Origin of the sequence: Micromonospora sp. C28SCA-DRY-2 (assembly GCF_030519475.1) — a bacterium.
Lineage (GTDB): Bacteria > Actinomycetota > Actinomycetes > Mycobacteriales > Micromonosporaceae > Micromonospora.
The window spans coordinates 278,041-295,177 of record NZ_JAUMKD010000005.1 but is presented as its reverse complement, the minus strand read 5'-3'; the positions used below and the strand labels follow the sequence as shown (position 1 = coordinate 295,177).

Sequence of the window (17,137 nt, the reverse complement as noted above, 5' to 3'; positions counted from 1 at the left end):
CCGGTCGCGCACCCACGCGGGGCGGGCCGGCGGGGCGGAGCCCAGCATCCCGATATTTCCCACTGGTTAGGTGGAGAATAGGAGCCGCGCCGGGCCGGGACAAGCCCTCGTCCCAGCAACTGGTCGCCGACCCGGTCGCCGGCGTGGCCTTGCGTCGTACCGGTCCCCTAGCCTCGATCCGTGACCCTCCATGAGCTGTCCCGCACCGACGCGCGCCGCATCGCCGTACGGGCGCAGCTGCTGGACGCTTCCCGGCCGACCGACCTGCTCGACGTGGTGCGGCACCTCACCCTGCTCCAGATCGACCCGACCGCCGCCGTCGCGCCGAGCGCCGACCTCGTGGCGTTCAGCCGGCTCGGGCCGTCGTACTCACCGGCGCGGTTGGCGGCCGCCCTCGCCGACCGGGTCCTGCTCGAACTCCGCGCGATGATCCGGCCCAGCGAGGACCTGGCGCTCTACCGCGCCGAGATGGCCGACTGGCCCGGGCGCGGGGGGCTGCGCGACTGGCAGCAGGACACCCGCGACTGGGTACGCGCCAACGACGCCTGCCGGCGCGACATCCTCGAGCGCCTCGCCACCCAGGGGCCGCTGACCTCCCGCGAGATCCCCGACACCTGCGCGGTGCCGTGGACGTCCACCGGCTGGACCAACCACCGCGACGTCACCCAGCTGCTGGAGTTCATGGTGCGGCGTGGCGAGGTGGCGACCGCCGGGCGCCGGGGCCGGGAGCGGCTGTGGGACCTCGCCACCCGGGTCTACCCGGCCGACCCCGTCGTCCCGGCCGACGAGGCGCGCCGCATCCGCGACCGACGACGGCTACGCGCGCTCGGCATCGCCCGCGCGCAGGGGCCGGAGTGCCCGGTGGAGCCGGTGGACGTGGGAGTGGCCGGGGAGCCGGCCGTGGTCGAGGGCGTCGCCGGGCTGTGGCGGGTGGACCCGTCGTACCTGGCCCAGCCGTTCTCGGGGCGGGTGGCGCTGCTCTCCCCCTTCGACCGGCTGATCCACGACCGCAGGCGCACGACCGAGCTGTTCGGCTTCGACTACCAGCTGGAGATGTACAAGCCGGTGGCCAGGCGGCGCTGGGGCTACTACGCGCTGCCGATCCTGTCCGGCGACCGCCTGGTCGGCAAGCTCGACGCGACCGCCGACCGCACGGCCGGCGTGCTCCGGGTCGACGCGATCCACGAGGACGAACCCTTCGACCGGGCCACCGCCGCCGCGGTGCACGCCGAGATCCGGGAGCTGGCCGGCTGGCTCGAACTGGACCTCGTGCTGCCCGGAGGCCGTCCCCCACGACCGTCGTCCGGCTAGCCCGATGCGCCGGGAGACGACAGCCGTCGGGGCCGAGCCGGGCACGGTGACGTGGCGGCCATGACGCGGCCCCACGGCACACCTCGGGTCACGGCCCCGCCGCCCGGCGGCCGCCGGGGGCACCTCCGCCGAGCCCTGGCGGTGCCCGGTCTGCTGCTGGTGGCGGCGCTCGCCGGGGACGCGGACGTCCGGCCCGGCGCCCCGGCCGGGCGGCCGGCGTCCGAGGTACGCGCGTTCTGTCCGGCGTCGGGCCCCTGCGCCGAGCTGGGTGGCCTGACCGGCGGCTCGACCGGCCGTACCCGGGACGAGCCGGTGGCGCGGCGGCCCGGCACGCCGTTCGCGGTGTTGCAGCTCAACCTCTGCAACAGCGGTTTCGCGGCCTGCTACGCCCAGGTCAACAACGGCCGGGCGGTGGCCGAGGCGTTCGCGGCGATCACCGCGCTGCGTCCACAGGTGGTGACCCTCAACGAGGTCTGCCGGGACGACGTGGTGAGCGGCCTGCACCCGGCGATGGTCCGCGCGTTCCCGGGCGACCCGGTGTTCTGGGCGTTCCAGCCGGCGGCCGAGCGGGTCGTACCCGCACGGTCCTACCGGTGCCGTAACGGCGAGCCGTACGGCATCGGGATCCTCGGCCGGGTCGACCCGGCGGCCCGCGGTGGCGTCTCGGTGTTCAACGGGCTCTACCCACAGCAGGCCGACGGCCCGGACGAGTTGCGGGTCTGGCTCTGCGTGGCGGCGGCCGACCGCTACCACGCCTGCACCACCCACCTGACCTTCGCCTCGGCAGCGGTGGCGATCCGGCAGTGCCAGCACCTGCTGCGCGTGGAGATACCCGCGATGCGGGCGGCCACGGGGTCGTCGGCACCGGTGCTCGTCGCCGGCGACCTGAACCTCACCGCCGGCGGCTCGCCGGACGTGCGGGACTGCGTCCCCGCGGGCTACCACCACGTCGGCAACGGCAACGTCCAGCACGTCATCGCCACCGGCGACCTCGACCTCGCCGACGCCCGCTCCTACCCGATGCGCCGCACCGACCACAACGGCTGGTTCGTCAGCGGCGAACTCTGACCGCTCCCGGCCGCCCGTCCCGCCGGAACCGGTCCGCCGGGCCCGCTCGGGTCGGTCCCGAGCCGGAACGCGGGCCGCCAGCGCCCATCCCGTCGCCGTCCAGCAGATCCCCCACAGCAGGAAGAACGGCGACCAGAGCAGCAGGTCCCAGCGCGCCAGGTCGCGGGCCAGGGCGGCCTGTTCGACCGGCGGCGGGCGGACCCCGGCCAGCAGCAGCCCGTCGCCGACGAAACCGAACCCCAGCGCCCCGACCGCCCGGGCGATCATGAAGATCCCCAACACCCACGCGACCGCCAGCAGCAGCCGACGCGGCACGAGCGCACCCCACGGGCGTACGGCGGCCAGCGCGACGACGACGCCGACCACCGCGGCCCCGGCCAGCACCCAGTGGCTCGCCACGAACAGCGGATCACGGGCCAACAGCCGCTCGCGTAGCTGCGGAGGCAGCGGGTCCTTGTCGGCGAGGGCGTTGGCGCCGAGTGCCTGCGCGAGCTTCATCGATCCGTACGCCGCCGCGCCCGCCGCCGCCCCGTACGCCGCGAGGATCCCCCGGTCAGCCCGCGACACGTCGCCTCGTCGCCGTCTCGTAGGAGCGGATCGTCGCCAGCAGCAGCCCGATCACGACGAGCCCGAGGACGCCGTGGTACCACCGCCAGCCGACACCGAGACCGACGAACCCGTCCAGGATCATGATCACGGCGCCGCCGCCGACGGCGAGCAGCATCCCGGCCAGCGCCGGCAGCATCACGGCCCGCGACACCCGGCGACCCAGCGGCGTGACCGTGGCGAGGGCGAGGCTCGCGCCCAGCACACCGGTCGCGGCGGCGGACCACTGCGCCACCGCCGGATCCAGGAAGTAGGCGTCGGCTTCGGCGGCCGAGACGGGCGGGCCGCCCGGAAACCCGAGCCGGGACTGCGCGGCGAAGGCGGCCTTCCCCACGGCGTAACCGAGGAACACCACCGCCATCGCGTACGCCGGCCACCGCCGGGAGGAAGCAGGATCGACCATGGTCACGACGCTAGCCACCCCGCACCGGGCCCCGACTCCCGAAGGGAGGGGAGGTTTCTCCCCCGCGGGAGGGAGCGAGCCCGGGGCGGCGTGATCTGCTTCACCCGCCGTCACGCGGCTCGACCGGGCGGTGTCTCGATGCCGAATCCCGCCAGACGAAGGAGACACCATGATGGGCAGTACCGACGTGGTCGTGATCGGCGGCGGATACGCCGGCGTCCTGGCCGCCAACCGCCTGACGCAGCGCGACGACGTGACAGTGACCCTGGTCAACCCACGCCCGAGCTTCGTCGAACGGATCCGCCTGCACCAACTGGTCGGCGGCTCGCACGGCGCGGTGGTCGACTACCGGGACGTCCTGGCCGGACGCGTCCGGTTGGTGGTCGACACGGTGACCCGGATCGACCCCACCGCGCGCAGCGTGACGGTGGCGTCCGGCGGCACGCTCGACTACGACTACCTGATCTACGCGGTGGGCAGTGGCGGTGCGGACCTGCGCGTGCCCGGAGCGGTCGAGTTCGCGTACCCGATCGCCAGCCTGGAGGACGCCCAGCGGCTGCGTACCGCCGTTGCCGCCGCGCCGGCGACGGCCACGGTCACGGTCGTCGGAGCCGGACCGAGCGGCATCGAGGTCGCCGCCGAGCTGGCGGAGGCGGGCCGCCGGGTGACCCTGGCCTGCGGCGGGGTGCTCGGCCCGTACCTGCACCCGCGCGGCCGACGCTCGGTCGCCAAGCGGCTGGCCCGGCTCGGGGTGACCGTGCTCGAAGGCCCCGAGGCGACGGTGACGGCGGTGACGCCCGACGCCGTGCGGCTGGCTGACGGCCGGGAGCTGCCCAGCCGGGTGACCATCTGGACCGCCGGGTTCGGGGTGCCGGACCTGGCCAAGCGCAGCGGGCTGCGCACCGATGCCCTGGGCCGGCTGCTCACCGACGAGACGCTGACCAGCGTGGACGACCCGCGCATCGTCGCGGCCGGGGACGCGGCCGCCCCCTCGGACCTGCCGTTCCGGATGAGCTGCCAGGCCGCCACGAGAATCGGCGCACACGCCGCCGACACCGTGCTCAGCCGGATCGCGGGTGACCGACCCGCGCCCATCAACCTGGGCTTCTTCGGCCAGTGCATCAGCCTGGGCCGGCGCGCGGGCATCTTCCAGTTCGCCGCCAGGGACGACACCGCGACCGGGGTCCACCTCGGCGGCCGGCCCGGCGCGAAGCTCAAGGAGTTCGTCTGCACGCACACCGTCAAGCACCTGGCGAACGAGGCACGCAAGCCCGGCTCGCTCACCTGGGTCAAGGACGACAAGCGCCAGGAGGTGCTGCGGGCCAGGCGCGGCGGCGCACCGGCCGGCGCGCCACGGGTCTAGCGAGGCCCGGCCGGGCGCCGGCCGGCGCGGGACCGCCCCGGCGAGGCACCCCCACTCGGTCCGGCCGAGCGCAACGGATCCGAGCGCGGGTCGTGCGGCGACGCCCGGGTCGGGCGTCGCCGCACGCAGGCGTTCGTCAGCGGCCGCGATGACGGATCATCGTCGAGATGGCCGGCTGGTGTCCCACTCCCGATCGGGGCGGATCGCACGCCCACCGAGCAGAGAGGTCGAGAGATGAGCGACCACGGCACTGACCCGGCGACGGAGAGTTTCGTCGCCCACCGCAACCTGCTCTTCACCGTCGCGTACGAGCTGCTCGGATCGGCGGCCGACGCCGAGGACGTGCTGCAGGAGACCTGGCTGCGGTGGGTCAAGGCCGACCTGGAGCAGGTACGCGACCAGCGCGCCTACCTGGTCCGGATCACCACCCGGCAGTCGCTCAACCGGCTGCGCACGATGAGCCGCCGCAAGGAGGCGTACGTCGGCCCCTGGCTGCCCGAACCACTGCTCACCACCCCGGACGTGGCCGAGGACGTCGAACTCGCCGAGAGCGTCTCGATGGCGCTCATGATCCTCCTCGAGACCCTGTCGCCCACCGAGCGCGCCGTCTTCGTGCTGCACGAGGCGTTCGGCATCAGCTACGACGAGATCGCCGCCGCCCTCGACAAGAGCCCCGCGGCGGTGCGCCAGATCGCGCACCGCACCCGCCGGCACGTCGATGCCCGCCGCCCCCGCGGGGTGGTCTCGCCGAGCGAGACCCGGGCGGCGCTGGAGTCGTTCCAGCGCGCGATCGAAACCGGGGACCTGCAGGGCCTGCTCGACGTGCTCGCCCCGGAGGTCGTCCTGGTGAGCGACGGTGGCGGCGTCAAGCACGCCGCGCTGCGGGCGATCACCGGCGTCGAGAAGGTGGCCCGCATGTTCTTCCGGGGCCTGGACAGGGTCGACGGCACGCTCACCACCGAACCGACGGTGGTCAACGGCAGCCCGGCACTGCTCGTACGCCTGGACGGCGAGCTCGACGGCATCATGGCGGTCCGGGTCGAGGAGGCCCGCATCACCGGCCTCTACTACGTCCGCAACCCCGAGAAGCTGACCCGGATCGCGTCCGAGACCCCGCTCACCCGGCGCTGACCGAGCGCCAGCTCCGGCCGGCGGAGGCCAGGTGAAGCGCCCGCCGCTCCGCGCTGCTGACATCGCGCTGCTGCGGGTGAGCCGGCCGCGTCAGCGCGCTGATAGGGCGGTGTCAGTGGTGGCAGCCATGGTCGGTGTGCGCGGCGGACAGGAGCCGCGGAGCACCAGCCACGACCGCCCGTTGGAGAGCATGATGCGAAGCAGGACACCGCCGCCCCGATCTCCGCTGTTCCGGCGAGGAGTGCCGGGCAGGCGGCTGGCCGGCATGGTCGCGACCGGCGCGCGCTGCCGGCCGCAGCGGCACCGGCAGGCCGGTCGAGGGAGATGCTCCCGTTCGGACGTTCCGTCGATGCTGCGACCCGATCGCCGCCGCGCTGCTCCGGGGCGCGACGGTGAGCCGACCTCGTCGCCGCTACCGCCGAAGCCAGCCGGAGCGTCCGAGGCTCGACCGGTGGGCCCGAGCGCATTCGGCTCGTTCGCCAGGTTCGTTCTGTTCGGCGGCGGTGTCGGGCTCGCCTCCAGCATCGCGGTGTCGGCGGTGGCCACGCTCATGCCATGGGCCGTCGCGAACGCGCTGATCACCGTGGCATCCACGCTGCTCGGCACGGAACTGCACGCCCGGTTCACCTTCGGCACCGGTCGGCGCGCGCGATGGCACCAGCACCTGCAGTCCGCCGGCTCGGCCGCCGCCGCCTATCTGGTCACCTCGGCTGCCATCCTCGTCCTGCACGCGGTGCAGCCGTCGGCCGGTATCCGCTGGGAGCAGGCCGTCTACCTCGGCGCCTCCGGACTCGCCGGAGTCGGGCGGTTCCTGGTGCTCCGCCTGCACGTCTTCGCCCACCGCCGCCCCCCGAACTCCGACCTGGAGGGTGCGCGGCCGGAAGGTGCCGGCGCCGCACCGGACGGTCGTCGACCCGGCCCTGTCGCTGCCGTAGCGCCCCCGAGGGCGCGCCACCCGCGGCCGAGCGGCCGTCGCGTGTGACGGCCGCATGCTGACCAGGAGCTGACGACGAGGTCTTCTCGGCAAGGTGACGGTTGCCGCGTGTGGACGGGGTGGGGGTGCCCGCGCCCGGTCTAGTCCTGGGGCGCCAGGGTGCGCAGGACGCAGAACTCGTTGCCCTCCGGGTCTGCCATGACCACCCAGTTCCGGTCTGCGCCCTGGCCCACGTCCGTCCTGGTGGCACCGAGGCCGAGCAATCTGGTCACCTCGTCGTCGGTGCTGCGGTCGATCGGGCTGACGTCGAGGTGGAGCCGGTTCTTCCCGGCCTTGCCCTCGGGCACCCGGATGAACAGCAGGGTGGGCGGCATCTGGCGGGCCCGAACGTCCTCGACGGTCGGCACCCAGGAGCCGATCTCGACCTTGCTCTCGGTCCGGTCGATCACCGTGAAGTCCAGCACCTCGCACCAGAAGGCCGCGAGCCTCTCCGGATCGTGGCAGTCAACGGTCAACTCGGTGAACCGACTCGTCATGGTTCTCCCAGCTGGTGCTGACGGGGCTCGGGTATCGGCCAGGAGCCGTTGCTGCACTTCGCGGCCGTACAGATCGAAAGGGGTCATCCGGAAAGCTTCCGAATGACCCCTGCACTGCGTCGGGACGGCCGGATTCGAACCGACGACCCCTTGACCCCCAGTCAAGTGCGCTACCAAGCTGCGCCACGTCCCGATGCTCCCGCGTGGGTTCCCCCGCGACAGCCGGTACAGCTTAGCGCAGATCTTGCCGTCGTCCGCACACGCCCCTCCCGGCTCACGGATGCGTCGCCCGCCGCACCACCGCTAGATCTTCCTAGGAGGATAGGGAGGGCGTCGGTGCCCTTCTAGGGCGCCCCGCTTGGTGCCTACCCGAGCCATGAGCGGGTTCGCCCGGAACGGCGATACCGCGGAGTCATCATGATGACTCCGCGGTATCGCGCTCGCGGGACAGACTGACGGCCGTCAGCGGCACGCCCCGAGACCGCACGGCCCGGAGCTGTCCGGGGCCACCGGGAGGGCCCGGCCGTCACGGACCGGCGTCCGCCACGGGCGTGTGGCGGGAACGGAAACGTCAGCCGTGCGCCTTGCCGCGGCCCCCGGGGCCGAGCTTCTTGCGCGGGCGTACGGAAATCTCGATCGGGCTGCCCTCGAAGCCGAACTCCTCGCGGAGCTTGCGCTCGACGAAGCGCTGGTAGCCGGCGTCCAGCGGACCTGTCGTGAAGAGCACGAACCGCGGCGGGGCCACGCCCGCCTGGGTGGCGAAGAGGATCTTCGGCGCCCGCCCACCGCGCACCGGGTGCGGGGTGGCCTGCACCAGGGCGGTCAGCCACGCGTTGAGCTGCGCCGTCGGGATCCGGGTCTCCCAGCTGGCCAGCGCCCTGCGCAGCGCGGGGGCGAGCTTGTCGACCGCCCGCCCGGTCTTGGCCGACAGGTTGAGCCGGATCGCCCACGGGATGCGGCGCAGCTCGCGCTCGATCTCCTTGTCCAGGTAGTACCGGCGGTCAGCGTCGACCATGTCCCACTTGTTGAAGGCGATCACCAGCGCCCGGCCGGCGTCGGTGACCATGGACAGGATCCGCTGGTCCTGCTCGCTGATCACCTCGCTGGCGTCGAGCAGCACCACCGCCACCTCGGCCGCCTCGATCGCCGAGGCGGTACGCAGGCTGGCGTAGTACTCGGTGCCGCTGGCCTTGCCGACCCGCTTGCGCAGCCCGGCGGTGTCCACCAGCTGCCAGGTCTCCCCGCCGATCTCGACCAGGCTGTCCACCGGGTCCACCGTGGTCCCGGCGACCGCGTCGACCACCGCCCGCTCCTCCCCCGAGAAGCGGTTGAGCAGGCTGGACTTGCCCACGTTCGGCCGCCCGACCAGCGCCACCCGGCGCGGGCCGCGGGGCCGGTGCTCCACGATCTTCGGGGCCTCCGGCAGCGCGTCCATGATCGCGTCCAGCAGTTCGCCGGAGCCGCGGCCGTGCAGCGCCGACACCGCGTGCGGCTCACCCAGGCCGAGCGACCACAGCGAGGTGGCCTCCATCTCGATGGCGGTGTTGTCCGCCTTGTTCGCCACCAGGATCACCGGCTTGGCGCTGCGCCGCAGCATCCGCACCGCCGCCTCGTCCACGTCGGTGGAGCCGACCACCGCGTCGACCACGAAGAGCACCACGTCCGCGGTGGCCACCGCCGCCTCGGCCTGCGCCGCGATCGCGGCCGCCCGGTCCCGGGCGTCCGGCTCCCAACCGCCGGTGTCCACCACGGTGAACTGCCGGCCGGCCCACTGCGCGTCGTACGGGACCCGGTCACGGGTCACCCCGGGCACGTCCTCGACGACCGCCTGTCGGCGGCCGATGATCCGGTTAACCAGTGTCGACTTGCCCACGTTGGGACGGCCGACCACGGCCACCACCGGCTGCGGACCGGGCTGCTCCTCGGCGTCGAGGTCCAGTTCCCGCAGCTCCACCCAACCGTCGCTCTCGGTCACGCCACTCCCCGCTCGGTGAGCAGCTCGCGCAGCCGCGCCACGACCTCGTCGATGCCCAGCTCGGTGGTGTCCAGCACGACCGCGTCCGGGGCCTGCTGCAACGGGTTCACCTTCCGGGTGGAGTCGAGCCGGTCCCGGCGAGCCAGGTCGGCGGCGGTGGCGGCCACGTCGGCGGCGTCCTCGGCGCTGCGCCGGGCCGCCCGGGCCGCCTCGGAGGCGGTCAGGTAGACCTTCAGGTCGGCCTCCGGCGCCACCACCGAGCCGATGTCGCGGCCCTCGACCACGATCCGGCCGTGGTTGGCGATCATCTCCCGCTGCCGGGCGACGAGCAGCGCCCGCACCGCCGGCACGGCGGCGACGGCGGAGACCGCCGCGGTCACCTCGGGGCCACGAATCTCGACGTCCACGTTCACCCCGTCGGCGGTCACGCCGTAGCCCTGGGGGTCGGTGCCGATGCGCAGGTCCACCTCGCCGGCGACCTTGGCCACCGACTCGGCGTCGGTCAGGTCGACCCCGGAGCGCAGCACCGCCCAGGTGATCGCCCGGTACATCGCCCCGGTGTCCAGGTAGCGGGCACCGAGGCCGGCGGCGAGCCGCCGCGAGACGGTGGACTTACCCGAACCGGACGGCCCGTCCACAGCGACCACGCAGCGCCCGGTCCGTACGTTTTCCTCCACCGTCGTCCTCCTCAGCCCGTACCCCACGGGTCGCCGGTAGCGGCGCCGTGAGCGGTCGTTCCATCGTCAATCATGCCCGCGGCCCGACACCGGGCCGCGCGTACCGACCGCCGGGCGCCACCCGCGCCCGCGCGCCGGGCGCGCCGGCGGCCGTCACGGAGCCTACCGGCTGCCGTACCCCGAACGGCGGGGTCAGTCACCCACCGCCTTGAACAACGCCGCCACCTCGGCGTTGGTGAGCCGGCGGGTCCGCCCGGCGCGCAGGTCGCCCAGCCGGATCGGCCCGATCGAGGTACGCACCAGCCGGGACACCGGGTGGCCGACCTCGGCCAGCAGCCGCCGGACGATGTGCTTGCGCCCTTCGTGCAGGGTCAGCTCCACCTGGGCGGTCCGTCCCAGGGTGTCCACCACCCGGAACGCGTCGACCCGGGCCGGGCCGTCCTCCAGCTCCACCCCGGCCATCAGCCGCTTGCCCAGGTTGCGCGGGATCGGCCCGGCCACCTCGCACAGGTACGTCTTCGGCACCCCGTAGGAGGGGTGCATCAGCCGGTGCGCGAGCGTGCCGTCGTTGGTGAGCAGCAGCAGCCCCTCGCTGTCCGCGTCCAGCCGCCCGACGTGGTAGACCCGCTGCTCCACCCGGTTGCCGAGGAAGTCGGCCAGCGCGGTGCGGCCCTTCTCGTCGGCCATCGTGGAGACCACCCCGCGCGGCTTGTTCATCGCCAGGTAGACCAGGCGGGTGTCGGCGACCACCCGTTCCCCGTCCACCTCGATCACCGCGGTCGTCGGGTCGACCTTGTCGCCCAACTGCGCGACCCTGCCGTTCACCGTCACCCGGCGCCGGAAGATCAGGTCCTCGCAGGCGCGGCGGGACCCGACACCGGCGGCGGCGAGCACCTTCTGCAGGCGCTCGACGCCGGTGTACACCGGCGCGTCGGGTCGGGGGGCACGGTCATCGCGTGGCATCGGCAAGCTCTTCTACGTCGTCGGGCAGGAACGGGGCGAGCGGCGGCAGGTCGTCGAGGCTGTTCAGCCCGAGCTTCTCCAGGAACATCGTGGTCGTCCGGTACAGGAACGCCCCGCTGTCCGGTTCGGTGCCACACTCCTCGACCAGCCCGCGGGAGACCAGGGTACGGATCACCCCGTCGCAGTTGACTCCGCGGATCGCGGAGATCCGCGAGCGGGTGACCGGCTGCTTGTAGGCGACCACGGCCAGGGTCTCCAGCGCGGCCTGGGTCAGCCGGACCGACTGCCCGTCCAGCACGAACCGCTCGACGTACCCGGCGTATTCCGGGCGGGTGTACAGCCGCCAGCCGCCGGCAGCCCGGCGCAGCTCGAAGCCGTGCCCGGCCGCGGTGTAGCCGGCGGCGATGTCGTCCAGCATCGGGCCGATCCGCTCGACCGGCTGCTCCAGCACGTCGGCCAGGGTCAGCTCGCTGACCGGCTCGTCGACCACCAGCAGGATCGCCTCCAGCGCCCCGCGCAGCTCCGCGTCGTCCAGCTCGGGCGCCGGCTCCGGCGCCGTCCGCCGCCGCCCCCGCTTCTCCGGTACGCCGCCAGCGCCGCCCTCCCCCGCGACCGGTTCCGCCTCCGCAAGCGGCACCTCCGCCTCGCCACGCCCAACCGCCACCGCCCCCTCGGCAACCGATGGGGTCGTCGCAGCCGTCGGCACGCCCTCCCCAGCCACCGGCGCGCCCTCCACGGCCGCTGGCTCCGCGGAGATCTTGGAGGAATTCGGCCCCTCTGGGGGCCGTTCCGTTCCAAGATCTGCGGCGGGCGCGGGCGACCGCGTCGGCGCGGCGGTGGGCACGGAAGCCGGTTCGTCGGCGGGTGAGGTGGCAGGCTCGCCCTGCGAGGCGGGCTCCTCGGCGGGTGGGGTGGCAGGCTCGCCCTGCGAGGCGGGCTCCTCGGCGGGTGAGGTGGCAGCCTCGGCGGGCGGCGGAGGCGGCTGGGCAGCCCGCGGGCTGGGACGTTGCCAGGGCGGCACCCAGGCGGCGGCCTGGTCGGCCAGGGAGTCGCGGCGCTCCTCGTTGCTCATCGCGGTCCCTCCTCGGTCCGTGCCGGCGCGTCCCCACCGGCGGTGCTCACGTCTCCATCGGCGCCAGCATCGGCACCGGCGCCGGAGTCGCCGTCGGCACCCGTGTCGACATCGGCCTCCGCGTCGCCGCCGGCGCGGGCGTCAGCACCGGCACCGGCGTTCTCGTCCGGGGTGCCGGCGTACTCGTCGATGTGCAGGTCCGGGCCGCCCTCGGCGGGACCCGTCCAGCGTACGGTCAGCTCCTCCAGGGCCTGTTCCTGGACGAACGCGACCAGGCCCTCCCGGTAGAGCTCCAGCAGCGCCAGGAACCGGGCCACCACCTCCAGGGTGGCGTCGCAGTCGGCGCAGAGCAGGGAGAAGCTGGCGGTGCCGGCCCGGCGCAGCCGCTCGGTGATGATCGCCGCGTGCTCCCGGACGCTGACCCGGACCATGTGCACGTGGGCGATCGAGACCTCCGGCACCGGCTTCGGGGTCATCGCCCTGATCGCCAGCTTGAGCAGCCGCTGCGGGCCGATACCGAGCACCAGCTCGGGCAGCGCCTCGGCGTAGCGGGGCTCCAGGGTGACCGCCCGCGGGTAGCGGCGGCCGCCGACCTCCTCCAGCGCGGCGATGTGCGCCGCCGCCTCCTTGAACGCCTTGTACTGCAACAGCCGGGCGAAGAGCAGGTCCCGGGCCTCCAGCAGGGCCAGGTCCTCCTCGTCCTCCACCTCGGCGGCGGGCAGCAGCCGGGCCGCCTTCAGGTCGAGCAGGGTCGCGGCGACGAGCAGGAACTCGCTGGCCTCGTCCAGGTCCCACCGGTCGCCCATGGCCCGGATGTACGCGATGAACTCGTCGGTGACCCGGTGCAGCGCCACCTCGGTGACGTCGAGCTTGTGCTTGCCGATCAGTTGCAGCAGCAGGTCGAACGGGCCGGTGAAGTTGGCCAGCCGGACGGTGAACCCGCCACCCCCGGCCGCGTCCCCCACCGCCGGGGTGTCTCCCGTGGCGTCGACCGGGCCGGTGGGGTCCTTGGCCACGGCGCCGTCCGGGCCGGGCGGGGCCGCGGCTGGCGGCTGCTCCGGCGCGGCGGGCGGGTCGAGGGGCGGCGCGGTCACCGGACGACCGTAGTCCACGGCCGGCGCGGCCCGGCGCTCTGGTGGTGCACTCCGGGCTACCGCTCCGCCTGGGCGGCGATCACCTCACGGGCCAGCTGCCGGTAGTTGCGGGCGCCGGACGAGGCCGGGTCGAGCGTGGTGATCGGGGCGCCGGCGACGGTCGACTCGGGGAACTTGACGGTCTTGGTGATGACCGTCTGGTAGACCTTGTCGCCGAACGCCTCCACCACCCGCTGGAGCACCTGCCGGCAGTGGGTGGTGCGGCTGTCGTACATGGTGGCCAGGATGCCCTCGAGCTCCAGGTCGAAGTTGAGCCGCTCGCGGACCTTGTCGATGGTGTCCAGCAGCAGCGCGACACCGCGCAGGCTGAAGAACTCGCACTCCAGCGGGATGAGCACGCCGTGCGCGACGGTCAACGCGTTGATCGCCAGCAGGCCCAGCGAGGGCTGGCAGTCGATCAGGATGAAGTCGTACTCCTTGCGGATCGACTTGAGCACCCGGGCCAGGGCCATCTCCCGGGCGACCTCGTTGACCAGCTGGATCTCGGCGGCGGAGAGGTCGATGTTGGCCGGCAGCAGGTGCAGCCCGGCCACATCCGTCTTGATCAGGACGTCGTCGGCCGTGACGTCGTCCTGCATGAGCAGGTTGTAGACGGACAGGTCGAGGTTGTGCGGGTTGACCCCCAGCCCGACCGAGAGCGCGCCCTGCGGGTCGAAGTCGACCAGCAGTACCTTGCGGCCGTACTCGGCCAGCGCCGCGCCCAGGTTGATGGTCGTGGTGGTCTTGCCGACCCCGCCCTTCTGGTTGGCCATCGCGATGATCCGGGCCGGCCCGTGCCGGTCCGTCGGCATCGGCTCGGGGATCGGCTTGCGCATCGTGTAGGCCGCCGGATCCGCCGGCCCCAGGTCGTTGCCGAGCGCGGCCTGCTGCTCGCGGAGCTCCGACGTCCACGTCTCGGCACGGTCACCGTTGCCAGCCATGTCCTCGTTGCCCCCTCCCGACGACCACCCGGCGTCGGAGCCGACCGACGTCCTTCGCGGCGCCGCTGCGCACCCCGGTCGCATCGCCCCGCCAGGTCCGCGCCGATGCCGACTGTACGCCACCGGCCAGCAGGGCGTTCGGCACCCGCTCGGCGTGTCGGCCGGCGCGCTTGCCGGCCCCCGGCGCCCCGACGCCCGCACGTTCACCGGAAGAGTGCTCCCGCCGTCGGCCCGGCCACTCTTCCGGAGCACGGGCGCGGGTCTCCGGGCGGGGCCACCCGCGCGGGTCGTGGCGACGGGCCCGGTCAGCCGCGGGCACGGGGGTGGGCGGTGGCGTACACCTCGCGCAGCCGCTCCACGGTGACCAGCGTGTAGACCTGGGTGGTGGTGACCGAGGCGTGGCCGAGCAGTTCCTGCACCACCCGCACGTCCGCGCCGCCGTCGAGCAGGTGGGTGGCGTACGAGTGGCGCAGGGTGTGCGGGGAGACCGCCTGCGGCCCGTCGACCGGCAGACCGGCCCGCTGCGCCGCGCGGCGCAGGATGGTCCACGCGCCCTGCCGGGACAGCGCGCCGCCGCGGGCGTTGAGGAAGACCGCCGGGGTGCCCCGGCCGGCGGCGGCCAACGCCGGCCGGGCGCGCACCAGGTAGGCGCGCAGCGCCTCGACCGCGTACCCGCCGATCGGGACCAGCCGGGTGCGCCCGCCCTTGCCGCGCAGCAGCGCGGTCCCCTCGGCCGGGTCGAGGTCGTCCACCGCGGCGCCGACCGCCTCCGAGATCCGCGCCCCGGTGCCGTACAGGAACTCCAGCAGCGCCCGGTCGCGCAGCGCGAGCGGCGCGCCGTCGCCGGTGGCGGCCACCGGGCCGGCGGTCTCCAGCAGCCGCACCACGTCGTCGACCGGCAGCGCCCGGGGCAGCCGGCGCGGCGGGGTGGGCGGGCGCACGTCGCGGCTCGGGTCGGCCCCGGCCAGCCCCTCGCGCACGGCGAACCGGTGCAGGCCGCGCACCGCGCTGGCGGCCCGGGCCGCGGAGGACGCCGCCAGCGGCGGGTGCCCGTCCTCGCCGGCGCGCAGCCGGGCCAGGTGCGTCTCCACCATGGCCGGGCCGACGGCGGCGAGGTCGGCGACGCCCGCCGCGGCCAGCGTGGCGAGGTAGCGGTCCAGGTCCCGGCGGTACGACGCCAGGGTGTTCGCGGAGAGTCCACGCTCGACCGTGAGGTGGTCGAGGTAGCCGCGCACGGCGCGGCACAGGGCCGGCGCGGGCTCACCGCCCGCGCCGGCCCCGTCCGGTGCTCCGGTCAGCCCGCCGCCTCTCAGCCCAGCACGTCGGCCAGCGGGAGGACGCCCATGCCGTGCGCCTCGGCAACCGGGCCGTAGGTGACCTGGCCGGCGTGGGTGTTCAGGCCGAGTGCCAGCGCCGGGTCGCGGCGCAGCGCCTCGCGCCAGCCGTGGTTGGCCAGCTCCAGGGCGTACGGGAGGGTGACGTTGGTCAGCGCGTGGGTGCTGGTGTTCGGCACCGCGCCGGGCATGTTCGCCACGCAGTAGAAGATCGACTCGTGCACCTTGTAGACCGGGTCGGCGTGCGTGGTGGGGCGCGAGTCCTCGAAGCAGCCGCCCTGGTCGATGGCGATGTCGACGAGCACGCTGCCCGGCTTCATCCGGGAGACCAGCTCGTTGGAGATGAGCTTGGGCGCCTTCGCGCCGGGCACCAGCACCGCGCCGATGACCAGGTCCGCGTCCAGCACGGCCCGCTCGATCTCGTACGCGTTGGAGGCGACCGTCTGCAGGTGGCCCCGGTAGATCGCGTCGGCCTGGCGCAGCCGGGCGACGTTCTTGTCCAGCAGCAGCACCTCGGACTGCAGGCCGAGGGCGATCGCGGCGGCGTTCATGCCGGAGACGCCGGCGCCGATGACCACGGTCTTGGCCGCGTACACGCCGGAGACGCCGCCGGGGAGCACGCCCCGGCCACCCCCGGTGCGCATCATGTAGAAGGCGCCCACCTGCGGGGCGAGCCGGCCGGCCACCTCCGACATCGGGGCGAGCAGCGGCAGCGACCGGTCCGGCAGCTCGACCGTCTCGTACGCGATGCCGGTGACCTTGCGGTCCAGCAGCGCGTCGGTGCACTCCTTGGACGCGGCCAGGTGCAGGTAGGTGAAGAGCACCTGCCCCTCGCGCATCCGGTGGTACTCCTCGGCGATCGGCTCCTTGACCTTGAGCACCAGCTCGGCGGCGTCCCAGACCTCGTCGGCGCTGGCCAGGATCTTGGCGCCGGCGGCGGCGAACTCGTCGTCGGTGATGCTGGAGCCGACGCCCGCCCCGGACTCGACGAAGACCTCGTGGCCGTGGCGGGTGAACTCGTTGACGCCCGCGGGCGTGATCGCCACCCGGTACTCGTGGTTCTTGACCTCGCGGGGGATTCCGACCTTCACGATGCAGACACCTTCCTTCGGGGCCGCTCTCCCCCGACTGCTCGGCGCCACGGCGGCCCCTTTGCCACCGCGGTCCACCGGTCCCGCCGGCGGCAGTCTAGGCGCGTCGGCACCCGCCGGGGGCCAGCACAGTGACATCCGGTGACCGCCGACGCTGACGAAGTGTCAGGCGTCGCCTCGGCCGGCGGGGGTACGCCGCCTCATCCGTCAGGACAGTGTTCGTCCATTATCGTCCCACTCGCTGGATACCGCTGCGGACAGGACGAGAGTCGATCACTAAGGTGTCGCCTCATGACCACTCCTCCTTACCAGCCCGGGTATCCCCAGGGCGTTTCCGACAAGAGCAAGGTGATCGCGGGCGTCCTGCAGATCCTGCTGGGCTTCTTCGGTGCCGGCCGGTTCTACATGGGCGACACCAAGACCGGCGTCATCCAGCTCGTGGTGAGCATCGTGACCTGCGGTCTCGGCAGCATCTGGGGCCTCATCGACGGCATCCTGATCCTGGTCAACGGTGGTGTCGACGGGCAGGGTCGCCCGCTGCGCGACTGACCCGACCCGGGGACGACGACAAAGGGGCCGTGCGGCGTACCGCACGGCCC

At 73.8% G+C, this 17,137-nt stretch carries 16 protein-coding genes, 1 tRNA gene and 1 pseudogene; 6 read left to right on the top strand and 12 right to left on the bottom strand.

The genetic code is table 11. The features are described from left to right. Window positions 1–180 precede the first annotated feature (180 nt). Window positions 181–1,311 (top strand): crosslink repair DNA glycosylase YcaQ family protein, encoded by a 1,131-nt coding sequence (locus Q3W71_RS22055; protein ID WP_302921281.1) that lies wholly within the window; start codon window positions 181–183, stop codon window positions 1,309–1,311. Window positions 1,312–1,452: 141 nt separating this feature from the next. Further along, window positions 1,453–2,379 carry an endonuclease/exonuclease/phosphatase family protein gene (locus tag Q3W71_RS22050; protein ID WP_302921280.1) on the top strand — a complete coding sequence of 309 codons (927 nt, stop codon included), beginning with the start codon at window positions 1,453–1,455 and terminating at the stop codon, window positions 2,377–2,379. A gap of 114 nt (window positions 2,380–2,493) precedes the next feature. Here the strand turns inward: Q3W71_RS22050 and Q3W71_RS31030 are convergent. Both Q3W71_RS31030 and Q3W71_RS22045 read right to left on the bottom strand, forming a co-directional pair. Beyond that, a pseudogene (locus Q3W71_RS31030) lies at window positions 2,494–2,877 on the bottom strand (DUF3995 domain-containing protein); the annotation flags it as partial. Window positions 2,878–2,932: 55 nt separating this feature from the next. After that, window positions 2,933–3,388, bottom strand: coding sequence for a hypothetical protein (locus Q3W71_RS22045; RefSeq protein ID WP_302921279.1), 456 nt, complete (start codon window positions 3,386–3,388; stop codon window positions 2,933–2,935). Window positions 3,389–3,557: 169 nt separating this feature from the next. On the opposite strand from Q3W71_RS22045, the gene Q3W71_RS22040 reads away from it, so the two are divergent. The 3 genes from Q3W71_RS22040 (at window position 3,558) to Q3W71_RS22030 (ending at window position 6,864) form a co-directional block, all read left to right on the top strand. Continuing rightward, a complete protein-coding gene (locus tag Q3W71_RS22040) occupies window positions 3,558–4,751 on the top strand; it encodes an NAD(P)/FAD-dependent oxidoreductase (protein WP_302921278.1) in 1,194 nt (397 codons plus the stop codon). A 234-nt stretch (window positions 4,752–4,985) separates the two neighbouring features. Next, entirely contained in the window at window positions 4,986–5,882 is an 897-nt protein-coding gene (locus tag Q3W71_RS22035; protein ID WP_302921277.1) for an RNA polymerase sigma-70 factor, read from the top strand. Window positions 5,883–6,333: 451 nt separating this feature from the next. Then, window positions 6,334–6,864, top strand: coding sequence for a GtrA family protein (locus Q3W71_RS22030; RefSeq protein ID WP_302921275.1), 531 nt, complete (start codon window positions 6,334–6,336; stop codon window positions 6,862–6,864). A gap of 92 nt (window positions 6,865–6,956) precedes the next feature. Here the strand turns inward: Q3W71_RS22030 and Q3W71_RS22025 are convergent, their stop codons facing one another. The 10 genes from Q3W71_RS22025 to ald all read right to left on the bottom strand — a co-directional run bounded on the left by Q3W71_RS22025 (window position 6,957) and on the right by ald (window position 16,538). Beyond that, on the bottom strand, window positions 6,957–7,352 hold the full coding sequence (locus Q3W71_RS22025) for a VOC family protein (RefSeq protein WP_302921274.1): 396 nt from the start codon (window positions 7,350–7,352) through the stop codon (window positions 6,957–6,959). Between the two features lie 119 nt (window positions 7,353–7,471). Beyond that, window positions 7,472–7,545: transfer RNA gene (locus Q3W71_RS22020), tRNA-Pro, on the bottom strand. A gap of 378 nt (window positions 7,546–7,923) precedes the next feature. After that, window positions 7,924–9,306 (bottom strand): ribosome biogenesis GTPase Der, encoded by a 1,383-nt coding sequence (der, locus tag Q3W71_RS22015; RefSeq protein ID WP_302921469.1) that lies wholly within the window; start codon window positions 9,304–9,306, stop codon window positions 7,924–7,926. Between the two features lie 17 nt (window positions 9,307–9,323). After that, on the bottom strand, window positions 9,324–10,004 hold the full coding sequence (cmk, locus tag Q3W71_RS22010; RefSeq protein ID WP_302921273.1) for a (d)CMP kinase: 681 nt from the start codon (window positions 10,002–10,004) through the stop codon (window positions 9,324–9,326). 192 nt (window positions 10,005–10,196) lie between these two features. Next, a complete protein-coding gene (locus Q3W71_RS22005) occupies window positions 10,197–10,967 on the bottom strand; it encodes a pseudouridine synthase (RefSeq protein ID WP_302921272.1) in 771 nt (256 codons plus the stop codon). Further along, window positions 10,954–11,811, bottom strand: coding sequence for an SMC-Scp complex subunit ScpB (gene scpB, locus Q3W71_RS22000; RefSeq protein WP_368051034.1), 858 nt, complete (start codon window positions 11,809–11,811; stop codon window positions 10,954–10,956). The genes Q3W71_RS22005 and scpB overlap by 14 nt, the downstream gene beginning before the upstream one ends. A gap of 224 nt (window positions 11,812–12,035) precedes the next feature. Beyond that, a complete protein-coding gene (locus Q3W71_RS21995) occupies window positions 12,036–13,151 on the bottom strand; it encodes a ScpA family protein (RefSeq protein WP_302921270.1) in 1,116 nt (371 codons plus the stop codon). 38 nt (window positions 13,152–13,189) lie between these two features. Continuing rightward, window positions 13,190–14,113: a ParA family protein gene (locus Q3W71_RS21990; protein ID WP_109906553.1), complete on the bottom strand. Its 924-nt coding sequence runs from the start codon at window positions 14,111–14,113 to the stop codon at window positions 13,190–13,192. Window positions 14,114–14,418: 305 nt separating this feature from the next. Next, the gene (locus Q3W71_RS21985) at window positions 14,419–15,411 is read right to left on the bottom strand and encodes a site-specific tyrosine recombinase XerD (protein WP_302921468.1); all 993 of its coding nucleotides are present in this window, start codon (window positions 15,409–15,411) and stop codon (window positions 14,419–14,421) included. Window positions 15,412–15,422: 11 nt separating this feature from the next. Beyond that, window positions 15,423–16,538: an alanine dehydrogenase gene (gene ald / locus Q3W71_RS21980; RefSeq protein ID WP_302921267.1), complete on the bottom strand. Its 1,116-nt coding sequence runs from the start codon at window positions 16,536–16,538 to the stop codon at window positions 15,423–15,425. 225 nt (window positions 16,539–16,763) lie between these two features. Between ald and Q3W71_RS21975 the strand changes: the two genes are divergently transcribed. Next, on the top strand, window positions 16,764–17,087 hold the full coding sequence (locus tag Q3W71_RS21975) for a TM2 domain-containing protein (protein ID WP_368051032.1): 324 nt from the start codon (window positions 16,764–16,766) through the stop codon (window positions 17,085–17,087). The last annotated feature ends 50 nt before the right edge of the window (window positions 17,088–17,137 follow it).